Origin of the sequence: Corynebacterium sp. HMSC056E09 (assembly GCF_001813425.1) — a bacterium.
GTDB lineage: Bacteria > Actinomycetota > Actinomycetes > Mycobacteriales > Mycobacteriaceae > Corynebacterium > Corynebacterium hesseae.
Map to the genome: position 1 here is coordinate 44,936 of NZ_KV812507.1, position 11,174 is coordinate 56,109.

Consider the following 11,174-nt stretch of genomic DNA (forward strand, 5'->3'; position numbering starts at 1 on the left):
TTCCTCCTAGCTGCGCACATGGCGGAGACGGACAGGAATCGAACCTGCCAGACCGAGATGCTCGGCCTCACCGGTTTTGAAGACCGGGGCGCCCACCAGGACACGTACGCCTCCGTCTGCTCACCTTACACGGGGCTAAAGTAGGACTTATGACTGACATTAAACTTACGTCCTTTGCCGCCGGTGGCGGTTGCGCCTGCAAGATTCCCCCGGGAGAACTCGAGTCTGCTGTGGAGGGCCTCGTGGGCACCGCGGACCCCAACGTGCTGGTCGGGCTTGACGACGGCGACGATGCCTCCGCCGTGCGCATCCCCAACGGCCTGGCGGTCATCTCTACCGCGGATTTCTTCACGCCGATGCTCAATGACCCTTATGACTGGGGCCGCGTGGCTGCTGCCAATGCGCTTTCCGACGTCTACGCCATGGGCGGCACCCCCATCACCGCCATCAACCTGGTTGGCTGGCCACGCGAGGTGCTTGGTCTCGACATTTTGCGCGAGGTTCTGCGCGGCGGCATGGACGTGGCATCTCAGGCCGGCATCTCCATTACCGGCGGCCACTCCATCACCGCACCGGAACCCACCTATGGTTTGGCAGCCACGGGTATCGTCCACCCGGATAAAATCCTGCGCAACGACGCCGCCGAAGCTGGACTTCCCATCACGCTGACCAAGCCGATTGGCGTGGGCATCCTCAATAACAAGCACAAAACCACCGGTGAGGTCTCCCAGGCCGCGGTGGACTCCATGACCGCGCTTAATCGGGATGCCTCTGCGGCAGCCGTGGCGGCCGGGGTGCGCGCGGCAACCGATGTCACCGGCTTTGGTCTTCTGGGCCATCTCTACAAGATGTGCCGCGCCTCCGGTATAGGCGCAGAGCTGGACTTCTCAGCTGTTCCTGCGATTGAAGGTGCCAAGGATGCCTTGGCGGATGGCTTCATCCCGGGTGGCTCGCGCCGCAATCTGGATTGGGTGCGCCCCCACCTCGACACAGATTTGAGCGAGGAAGACTTGATTTTCCTCGCCGATGCCCAAACATCCGGTGGACTCCTCGTCATCGGCGAGGTTCCCGGCTACCCAGTCATTGGCCGGACTGTGCCGGGCGATGCACGGATTTCTATCCGCTAGTCACCGTCGAATGGCTGAGGCCCTCTGCCCTGCGGCGGGCTTCAGCGCGCCGCTTTTGGGGGCCAATGCTTGTCGACGGATCCTTCACCGCCTCCAGCCCAGCGTTGAGCACGCCAAAGCGCGTGCACGCGGATCCCGCCATGAGCGCCACGCCGGATACCACCGACACCGCGCGCGACTTTGTCGCCGACGCGATTACGGTTCCCACCCCACCCGCGGCGATGAGCGCCTCAGAGGCCTTCATGAGTTTCCCGGGCGTGCCTTCGTGCAGCGGGCGAAGAGGCTCAGGCTCCATGTTCGCTTCCATGACACGGGTCGCGGCCAGATCGGCCGCTGCGGCAGTAATACCGAGCGCTCGTGCCGCGCCCGCATTCTCCACCGGGGTAAAGACCATGACAGCACCCGACGCCGCTGCCGAGGCCGAGGACACGAACACATAGGGCAGGTGCTTCTTCGCGTCATTCCACGTCGGGTTTGATGTGTTGGCCAACAGCACCGCGGTGTAACCCGCCAGCGGTCCGCCAAGCACGCCGGCGACAGCGCCTGCTGGGCCCGCGGCCTTATTGAGGAGGCGGCGAAGCGGCTCCGGCAGCACACCACCGACCAGCTCGTCCGCTTCCACGACCGCGGGCAGGGCCGCGGCGGAAGCGAAGCTGCCCAGGATCCACGAGCCGATGGACATCGGCGAGGTCACCTTGAAGACGCGGAACATGTTGAGCAGGCGCTCTGGGCGGCCGAGGTCCAGCACCAAAAAGACCGAACCTACCGACGCCGCGGAGAAAGCCGTCAACCGCGTCGAGCGTTTCAGCGGTGCGTTCCCAGTGGCCTGGGCACCGGCGGCCAACATCGCAGAACCGCCGGCCACGCCGCCGAGGAAGAAATAGCCGCCGATGGGCCACTCCCACGGCGGGGCCTTGACTACTGGCTTGCCGTAATACGAGGAGAACTCGAAGTCCTCGGCCATGCGCTCTTCTTTGGAACCATCCTGTGCGCCGGCTCCGACTCGTCCACGCCGGCGCTTCTTGCCGCCGCCACGCCTGCGCCTAGGCTCCTGCGGCGGGCGGTACTCATCAAACTCGCTCACTTGCGGCCTCCCAACATGAATGCCCCGGCCACAGCCAGCGCCATTCCTCCGATAGCTTTCGCTGCGGTCTTGTACATCTGCGGCAAATCCGCCGTGGGCACGCGCGGATCCGGCGGCAGCCCATAAACCTCAGGAGAGTCGAGCAACAAGAAGATTGATCCCGTTCCCCCAACACCATCTTGCGAGTTTGCTCCGTAGAGACGAGCCTCCGTCAGCCCTTGCTCGTGGAGGACGCGCACGCGCTCCCGCGCTGCGGCAAGCATCTCCTCGTAGGGGCCGAATTGGATGGAGTCCGTCGGGCAGGTCTTGGCGCAGGCAGGCTGCTCACCAATTTTCAGGCGGTCATAGCACATGGTGCATTTCTGGGCCACGCCCAGATTCTTAATGGGCATGGCCTGTCCCGGTGTATGGTCGGGGCCCTGCGGCTTGAGTTGCTTCAGCTTTGCCAACACGTTTACGCCCGCGTGGTCCGGAACCTGGTAGTCCACGGTGGCCGTTTTATCCGCCTTCAGCGTCACGCCGCCGTCATCGCGGCGCTCAATCACGCCGAACGGACAACCGGCCACGCATGTCCCGCAACCATTGCACACATCATCTTGGACCACGACGGTGCCGAATTCGGAACGGAACAGCGCGCCTGTCGGGCACACGTCCAAGCATCCAGCGTTGGTGCAATGCTTGCACACGTCGGAGGACATCAACCACCGGAAATCATCGGTATCCGGGGTCATGCTTGGGGCGGAAGCTTTGGGCATGCCTAGCGAAACAAGTTTCCGTCCCTCCTCGCGAGCCTGTTGAATACGCTCGTTGCTTTGCTCAATGAAGGCCACGTGGCGCCAAGTATTGGCGCCCAGCGAACCAGTGTTGTCATAAGAGTCACCGGTGACCGCGTACCCCTCAACCGGGTTTCGGTTCCACTCTTTACACGCCACCTCGCAGGCCTTGCAGCCAATGCAAATCGAGGTATCCGTAAAGAAAGCCATGCGCTGATAGGACTCATAGCCGTGCTTATCAGCCTTTTCGGTCAAAAGATTAGCCATTGGTCCTCCTTAGCTTTCTTTGCCTTCATAGTCGGCGACGTTTCCAGCAGTCGCATCATCACCCGTGTTGTCCTCGGTAGCTGCTTTCTCAGTGCTGAAGGCATCGTCAACATCCAGGATCCGGTTGCCGGAGTCCACGGTGAGGTGTGCTCGTTCTTGGTACTCGTGCAAGAGCTGAAGACGTGCCTCGCCACGCGGGCGGCGGCCCGGCTGGATATCGCACGCGCCCACCTTGGAATTCTGGATGAATACGTTTGGTTCCAGGGTCAGGCCCAACAGGTCGTTGGCGCCATCGCCGGCTACCTCGGTGGTCTCCGATTCTCCGTAGTGATACGGCAGACCGATCTGGTGGAAGTCCTCACCATTGATAGTAAGCATCTCCATGCGGTCCGTTACCAGAACCTGTGCCTCGATGACACCGCGTGGGGACACGATGGTGGCCCACTCACCGTTGACCAATCCACGCTTGGCGGCCAGCTCCTTGTCCACCTCACAGAAGAGTCCCGGCTGCAGCTCCGCCAAATAAGGCAGGCGGCGTGACATCGCACCCGAGGTATACATCTCCGTCAGGCGATAGGTGGAGAAGACGAACGGGAAAACATCAGCACCGCGCTCCCCCGGCTCCGGGCGGGAGAGGTTGTCTTCGCGCTTAATTGTCAGACGCGTCGGCGACTGCTGCTGCTTGTACAGCGCATTGTGTACCGGTGATTCTTGCGGCTCGTAGTGAGTCGGCAGCGGGCCGTCAGACAATCCCTTCGGCGCGAACAGCCAGCCTAGGCCGTCGGCCTGCATGATAAACGGATCGTCGCCATCGAGGGCATCAGGGCCAATGGCGTCGACAGGTGCCACGTAGTCCGGGCGCTTCGTCAACGGGAAGTCGGGCACGTCATCGCCAACCCACTTTCCTTGCTCTTCATCCCACCAGATGTACTTCTTGCGCTCCGACCACGGAGTTCCATCCGGCTTTGCGGAAGCACGGTTGTACAGGATGCGGCGATTGGCCGGCCAGACCCAACCCCAGTCGAGAGCAACCTCGTTTTGCTCCGAACCCGGAACCTTCTTCGCAGCATGGTTGATGCCGTCCTTGTACACACCGGTGTAAATCCAGCAACCGCCGGAGGTGGAGCCATCGGTACGCATTTCTGTAAAGGCAGGCAAGAGCTGCCCCTTCTTCGGGCCGTCGAGATAGTAACCGTTGATCTCCCGCAAAATCTCATCCGAGCTCGGATCGCCGTGTTCATCTTCGGTGTAGTCCCAAGTTACGGACTTGATTGGCAGGTCGCGCGGATCAGTTGAATCCGCGAGGCGCTCCCTAATCTTCTTGCCCAGCTGGTAGAAGAACCACGCCTCGCTGCGCGCTTGCCCAGGTGGCGGAACCGCTTGGAAACGCCACTGGACCATGCGCTGAGTCTGGGTAAAGGTTCCGGACTTCTCCACGTGGGTAGCTGCCGGCATGAGGAAGACCTCAGTGGCGATGTCCTCAGTCTTCAGCTCGCCGTTCTTAATCTCCGGCGAATCCTTCCAGAAGCTTGCAGTCTCAATCTCTTGGAAGTCGCGTACCACCAGCCATTTCAGGGAAGCGAGACCGCGGCGCTGCATACCACCGTTGGACTGCGCCACCGCCGGATTCTGACCGAAGACAAAGTAGCCCTCTACCTCATGGCGCAGCATGGCCAGCAAGGTCTCATAGGTCGAGTGCGCACCAGAGAGGCGCGGCATGAGGTTAAAGCCCCAGTCGTTCTCCTTGGTAGCGGCATCGCCCCAGTAGGACTTCATGAGCGAGACCGCGTAGTTCTCGCCCAATTGCCAGAAGCCCTTCTGGTCCGCCGCGCGGAAAGAATCCAGGTAATCCGACCAGGTTTCCTGGTCCACATGCGGCATGGGCAGGTAGCCCGGAAGCGAGTTGAACAGGGTCGGGATATCCGTCGAACCCTGAATCGAGGCGTGCCCGCGTAGCGCCATGATGCCGGAACCGGGGCGGCCCACGTTACCCATGAGCAGCTGCAGGATTGCCGCGGTGCGGATGAACTGTGCACCCAGAGTGTGCTGGGTAAAGCCCAAAGCGTAGGCAAAGCACGTTGTGCGCTCCGGGTTAGAGTTCTGCGCAATGGAATCCGCCAAGTAGTAGAAGTCCTCCGGCGAAATGCCGCACGTCTCCTCCACCATCTCCGGGGTGTAGCGCGAGTAGTGGCGCTTGAGAATCTGGAAGACCGTGTTCGGGTCCTCCAGCGTCATGTCCTTCTCCACGTTCCACGAAGAGCCCTCGGGCTTTTGGACATATTGCCACGAGTCCGTGACATATTTGCCCTTCTCTGCGTCGTATCCAGAGAACAGGCCCTCCAAATCCTCGGTGTCCTTAAAGTCCGGCGAAATTATCGACGCCGCGTTGGTGTAATTCACCACATAATCGTGGAAATACAGGTCATTATCCAGCACGTGCTTGATAATCGCGCCGAGCAGTACCACGTCCGTGCCACCGCGAATGCCGATGTGGCGGTTCGCAAAGGCAGACGTACGCGTATAACGCGGATCAACGTGAATAATCCGCGCGCCGCGCTTCTTGGCTTCAACGACCCATTGGAAACCCACTGGGTGGCATTCCGCCATGTTAGAACCCTCGATGACGATGCAGTCCGCATTCGCCATATCCTGCAGCGGTTGGGTTGCGCCGCCGCGGCCAAACGAAGTTCCTAGACTAGGAACGGTGGCGGAGTGTCATATGCGCGCCTGGTTTTCCACCTGAATGGCGCCGGTGGCAGTAAACAGCTTCTTGATGAGGTAGTTCTCCTCATTATCCAGCGTCGCACCGCCCAATCCAGCGATACCCATCGTGCGGTTAAGGGGACGCCCCTGCTTATCGACGTCCTCCCAGTGCCTTGCGCGCGATTCCACGAAGCGGTCCGCGATCATGTTCATCGCGGTCTCTTCATCGAGCTCCTGCCATTCGGTGGCATAGGGTGCTCGGTACTTGATCGCGGTGATGCGAGTCGAGGAGTTAATGAGCTGCTCAGAGGCCGAGCCCTTAGGACACAGACGTCCGCGGGAAATTGGGGAGTCCGGATCGCCCTCGATTTGGATGACCTTGTCATCCTTGACATAGACGCGCTGGGAACAGCCCACCGCGCAATAGGGGCACACCGATTGCACCACGCGGTCCGCGTCTACGGTGCGTCCGCGCAGATCTTCGCTCTTAGCCGACTGCGTAGACACATCGCGACCGAAGGCATCCTTGTTCCGGATCTGGCGCACGACGGGCCAGTTCAGTGGACTAAATCGAGACATGCCCTCAAATCTACTTCCTTCTACGTCTATTTGCTAGACACCCTCTACAACGACAAAAAGGGCCTGAAGCCCTGAGGCTTCAAGCCCTTATCTTTATCCCGATTTACTTGCGGACGTCATTGATACCATTGGTATCAATCTGTTCCTTGCGCAGCTCTTCGGTGTGGGTCTCGGTGTCCTGGACGGCCTCCTTGGACAGGTTGACCTTCTCAACTGGCACGGTCTTCTTCTCTACGCTGACGCGCTCCTCATGCAGGGTGACAGAAGCCTCTTCGCTGGCGTTGTCGCCGATGGTGCCGGTGAAGTTAGCTGCGTCGGCCTCGGAGATCGGGGTGCGCTCGACGCGAACCTCTTCGCGCTCGACCGGAACCTCAACGGTCTCGGTGTCAGTCACGACGTACTTGCGCAGGCGCGCCTCGCCGGTAGCAACGCGCTCCTTATTCACATCGAGACGCTCCTCGGAGCGGATGAGCTCGCCATCGTTGTTGGTGACGTTGTGGTCAGCGGTAGCACCTGCAGTCGTGTCGGTAGCAGCGGCGCGGTCGGTCTCAACACGGTCAGTGGTGACTGTCTCGTCCTTAGCGTGCGCACCTACGCCTGCACCCGCAACACCGGCGCCGGTGGCACCAGCACGCTCGTCACGGTAGGTGGTGACGTCCTGCGCGTTCTCCAAGTTGTAGTGCTTAAAGATGTCGGACTGAGCCTCCGGGGTCAGCGGCTTATCGGAGTCAAAGTCCGGAGCATCCTCAATACGGTCCTTGGAGAAGGCCAGCTTGAGGTCATCACCGTTGAAGTCGTGGCCACGGAGCGGAACCAGGCTGGAGTTCATACCGAAGAGACCGTGGTTGACCTCAACGAAGGTCGGCTGGCCAGTCTGCTCATCGACGAAGACCTCCTTGACGGAGCCAAGCTTCTCGCCGGCCTTGTCGTATGCGGTTGCATCGAAGAGATCCTTGATGTTCTTGTCCATTGTTCTTTAAACCTTTCTATAATTGGTCTACCTGTCGCCAGCAAATACGTCCAACCAATCACCACCCCCAAAGCTTAAGATTAAAGGGGTGGCGATTTGCTTTTTCGCTTGCTCCGCGCTCCACAATACGGACAAATCAACAACGCGCCACCGTTGCGCCCCGAATTGACCAGTTTCCACACCCTTATCGCAGATCATACGACTTATAACGATTAAATAACGCAATCATCCATGCATCATAATGACCTGTTTTCTCGCCCCCCTAATCCGAAGCGACGCAACAAAGTATCGCCACCCTACAGAGCAATCAGAAAACCTTTGTCCCCAACCTCTCGCAATAGTGTCCACTTTCCACGCAAGCCTTTACCCCCTCCACAGGAAATTCTAATAAAACACCAATAGCCCCAACACCGCCAGAACTCCATTAAAGGTCTATATCCTCACGTGCGCTTTTATCCCCCCTAGGTACCCTGAACATCATGAGCACGAATAAACACTTTGAACTCAAGGTCCCCGGCGGCAAGTTGCTCGTCGTTGACCTCGATTTAGACACCAACAACACCGTCACTGCCGCGAAGGTTTCCGGTGACTTCTTCCTCGAGCCTGAGGAGGCCTATGAGGCACTAGCCCCCGCCTTGGTCGGCACCACCACCGCCACCTCGACAGAAGAGATCCAGTCCCGCCTCGATGCAGCCCTTGCACGAATCGATTCACCCGTAGCTCTCCATGGCTTTGACACCCACCACCTTGCCGTCACCGTTAAGCGCGCGCTGTCTGGTGGCACCGATTTCACCGACCACCACTGGGAGATCCTGCGCCCAGGTGTTCTCCCCACGCCCGTAAATGTCGCACTTGACGAGGTTCTCCTCAACGAAGTTGCTGAAGGAAAGCGCGGGCCCACGCTCCGATTTTGGGAATGGGAAGATCGTGCCGTCGTATTCGGTTCCTACCAGTCCTATGCCAATGAGCTGGATCAGGAGGGCGTCGACAAGCACGGCATTGTTCCGGTGCGCCGAATCTCCGGCGGTGGCGCGATGTTCATGGAGGGTGGCAATTGCGTGACCTATTCCCTGTACGCCCCGGAGTCGCTCGTGGCCGGCTATTCCTACGAGGCCAGCTACGAATACCTGGACCAGTGGGTGCTCGCGGCGCTGAACAAGCTTGGCGTCAATGCATGGTACGTGCCGATTAATGACATCACCTCGGACGGCGGCAAGATTGGCGGCGCCGCCCAGAAGCGCCGTAAGGGCGCGGTACTGCATCACACCACGATGAGCTATGACATCGATGCGGACAAGATGATGGAGGTCTTGCGCATCGGCAAGGTCAAGGTCTCGTCCAAGGGTCTTGCCAGCGCAAAGAAGCGCGTCGACCCGCTCCGCCGCCAGACTGGCGTGCCCCGCGAGGAGATCATCGAGACCATGGCGCGCGAGTTCGCCACCCGCTATGGCGCCATCGACGCCGAGCTTTCCGACGACTCCCTCGCCGCCGCCCGCCACCTCGTCGACACCAAATTCCTCAACGATGAATGGACCAAGCGTATCCCATAATTTGCGGGGGAATTTCTGGGCAGCGTACGGTGTTATAAGTTCAAGTGAACCGATCGGTACGAGAGTACCGAACTAAATGGTCCATTTCTATACAACACTGTCTAGAAGGAAAATCTCGTGTCAGACACTTCCTCTCGTGCATCCTCCCGCACGCTGCCCTCTTGGGCCACCGGCTTTGGCGCCCAAGTTATCGCCGGTCTCATCATCGGCCTTATCCTCGGCTTCATCGCCTCCGGCATGGAGTCCGAGTGGCTCTCCGATACCCTGTCCGGCGTCGGCGGCGCCTACGTCCAATTGCTCAAGGTGATGGTCCCGCCGCTCATCTTCGCGGCCGTCGTTACCTCGGTTGCCAACCTGCGCAAGGTGGCTAATGCAGCCTCGCTGGCGATCTCCACTCTGGTCTGGTTTGCCATTACGGCGTTCTTCTCCGTGCTTGCCGGCATTCTGGTCGCCCTAGTAATGAAGCCGGGAGTAGGCACAACTGTCGATGCTTCCACCGCCGCCGACCCATCCCACATCGGCTCCTGGACCGCTTTCCTCCAGCAACTTGTCCCCGCCAACTTCTTCGGGCTCACCGCTTCGCTGAGCGACGGTGAAATCTCCCTCAGCTTCGGTGCCCTTCAGCTCCTTGTCATTTCCCTTGTGCTGGGCATCGCCGCGGTCAAGGCTGGCAAGGCGGCCGATCCCTTCCTGCACTTCACCGAATCTTTCCTCAAGGTCATCCAGGTGGTCCTCTGGTGGATCATCCGCCTTGCCCCGATTGGCACCGCCGCCCTCATCGGCAAAGCCGTGGCCACCTATGGTTGGGACGCGCTTAGCTCCTTGGGCAAGTTCGTCCTCGCGATGTATGTGGGCCTTGCACTTGTAATTTTCGTGGTCTACCCCGCCGTGCTCGCATTCAACCGGATCCCGGTAGTTGGCTTCTACAAGCGAGTCTGGCCCGTCTTTTCCCTTGGCTTCGTCACCCGTTCCTCCATGGGCGTCATGCCAGTTACCCAGCGCTTTACGGAAAAGGCCATGGGCGTACCCCGCGAATACGCCTCCTTCGCCATTCCGCTGGGCGCTACCACGAAGATGGACGGCTGCGCTTCCGTCTACCCGGCCATCGCCGCCATCTTCATTGCACAGTTCTACGGCGTTGATCTCTCCTTCACCCAGTACCTGCTCATCATCTTCGTTTCCGTCATTGGTTCCGCAGCAACCGCCGGCACGACCGGCGCTACCGTCATGCTGACGCTGACGCTCTCCACGTTGGGCCTTCCGCTCGCCGGCGTGGGTCTGTTGCTGGCCATCGAACCCATCATTGATATGGGACGCACCGCCGTCAACGTCACCGGCCAATCACTGTGTGCCACCATCGTGGCCAAGCGCGCCGGCATTCAAGACGAAGCCGTCTGGGATGCTGCTGGTAACGGAGTCTCACACATAATGAACGAGGACCAAGACGCAGACGAGCCCGAGACACAGCCGGTCAACACGACTGCATAACTCTTCCTGCCCCTCCCCAAGCCTTCCTAACACGCAAGAGCCGTGTAGGAAGGCTTTGGTATTTCTGCCCCAGGCGAAGGGCTTTACCCGTCGTTCTTTTCGACGGTGGGTGTGTTCTTGGTTTCTTGTCCTTTCGGTTGTTTGGAGTGGTGTCGTCGTTTGATTCGACGAGGGCTAGGCCCCTGTTCTTCGTCATCGTCGTCGTTTGAATCGACGGGGTTTAGAAGGGGATGTCCTCGCCGTTGTCGGTGTTGGTCTGGGTTTCGGCTTCGGTGTTGGCTTTGGTTTTGGCTTGTTGTTGTGCGTAGTCGTCGAGTTCTTGTTTGAGGTGTTGGGCTTCTTCGCGCACACGTTTCCTGGTGGCGGTGATGTGTTGGGCGACTGTTTGCGCCCACCGTTTTTGTTTTGGTGCCAGGGGTCCTTCTGCTTCGTTGATGGTCCAGGTACCGTCAGCGAAAAGCCAGATAACATCCCCACTGTAGGGGTCCAGCAGGTACTTTAAGGTGCCATCGGTTTTCATGTTGTGGTGTCCTTGGCATAAACATGCCAGGTTTTTCGGATGTGTTGGCCCGCCTTCAGCCCAGTTGTGCCGGTGGTCAAGGGACCTGACCCCTGTTTGGTAGACACCTGATA

The 11,174-nt window shown here is 59.7% G+C and carries 8 protein-coding genes and 1 tRNA gene; 3 read left to right on the forward strand and 6 right to left on the reverse strand.

Going from position 1 to position 11,174, the window contains the following annotated elements; genetic code table 11:
* Positions 1 to 19: 19 nt before the first annotated feature.
* Positions 20 to 114: transfer RNA gene (locus HMPREF2912_RS08035), tRNA-Sec, on the reverse strand.
* A 35-nt stretch (positions 115 to 149) separates the two neighbouring features.
* Here HMPREF2912_RS08035 and selD point away from each other — a divergent pair.
* Complete coding sequence (gene selD, locus HMPREF2912_RS08040; RefSeq protein WP_070524877.1) at positions 150 to 1,127, forward strand: selenide, water dikinase SelD; 978 nt, start codon at positions 150 to 152, stop codon at positions 1,125 to 1,127.
* On the opposite strand, the gene nrfD is transcribed toward selD, so the two are convergent.
* The 4 genes from nrfD to HMPREF2912_RS08065 form a co-directional block, all read right to left on the reverse strand.
* Positions 1,117 to 2,211 carry an NrfD/PsrC family molybdoenzyme membrane anchor subunit gene (nrfD, locus tag HMPREF2912_RS08045; protein WP_070524875.1) on the reverse strand — a complete coding sequence of 365 codons (1,095 nt, stop codon included), beginning with the start codon at positions 2,209 to 2,211 and terminating at the stop codon, positions 1,117 to 1,119. The genes selD and nrfD overlap by 11 nt on opposite strands.
* Positions 2,208 to 3,251 (reverse strand): 4Fe-4S dicluster domain-containing protein, encoded by a 1,044-nt coding sequence (locus tag HMPREF2912_RS08050; RefSeq protein ID WP_070524873.1) that lies wholly within the window; start codon positions 3,249 to 3,251, stop codon positions 2,208 to 2,210. The genes nrfD and HMPREF2912_RS08050 overlap by 4 nt, the downstream gene beginning before the upstream one ends.
* 9 nt (positions 3,252 to 3,260) lie before the next feature.
* Entirely contained in the window at positions 3,261 to 6,533 is a 3,273-nt protein-coding gene (gene fdnG / locus HMPREF2912_RS08055) for a formate dehydrogenase-N subunit alpha (protein WP_246816496.1), read from the reverse strand.
* 103 nt (positions 6,534 to 6,636) lie between these two features.
* A complete protein-coding gene (locus HMPREF2912_RS08065) occupies positions 6,637 to 7,503 on the reverse strand; it encodes a PRC and DUF2382 domain-containing protein (protein ID WP_070683803.1) in 867 nt (288 codons plus the stop codon).
* Positions 7,504 to 7,982: 479 nt separating this feature from the next.
* On the opposite strand from HMPREF2912_RS08065, the gene HMPREF2912_RS08070 reads away from it, so the two are divergent.
* On the forward strand, positions 7,983 to 9,053 hold the full coding sequence (locus HMPREF2912_RS08070; RefSeq protein ID WP_070683805.1) for a lipoate--protein ligase family protein: 1,071 nt from the start codon (positions 7,983 to 7,985) through the stop codon (positions 9,051 to 9,053).
* Positions 9,054 to 9,170: 117 nt separating this feature from the next.
* On the forward strand, positions 9,171 to 10,541 hold the full coding sequence (locus HMPREF2912_RS08075) for a dicarboxylate/amino acid:cation symporter (RefSeq protein WP_070565099.1): 1,371 nt from the start codon (positions 9,171 to 9,173) through the stop codon (positions 10,539 to 10,541).
* A gap of 220 nt (positions 10,542 to 10,761) precedes the next feature.
* On the opposite strand, the gene HMPREF2912_RS08080 is transcribed toward HMPREF2912_RS08075, so the two are convergent.
* Positions 10,762 to 11,174 (reverse strand): HNH endonuclease signature motif containing protein (locus HMPREF2912_RS08080; RefSeq protein WP_148139413.1); only part of this gene is annotated, 413 nt, incomplete at its 5' end.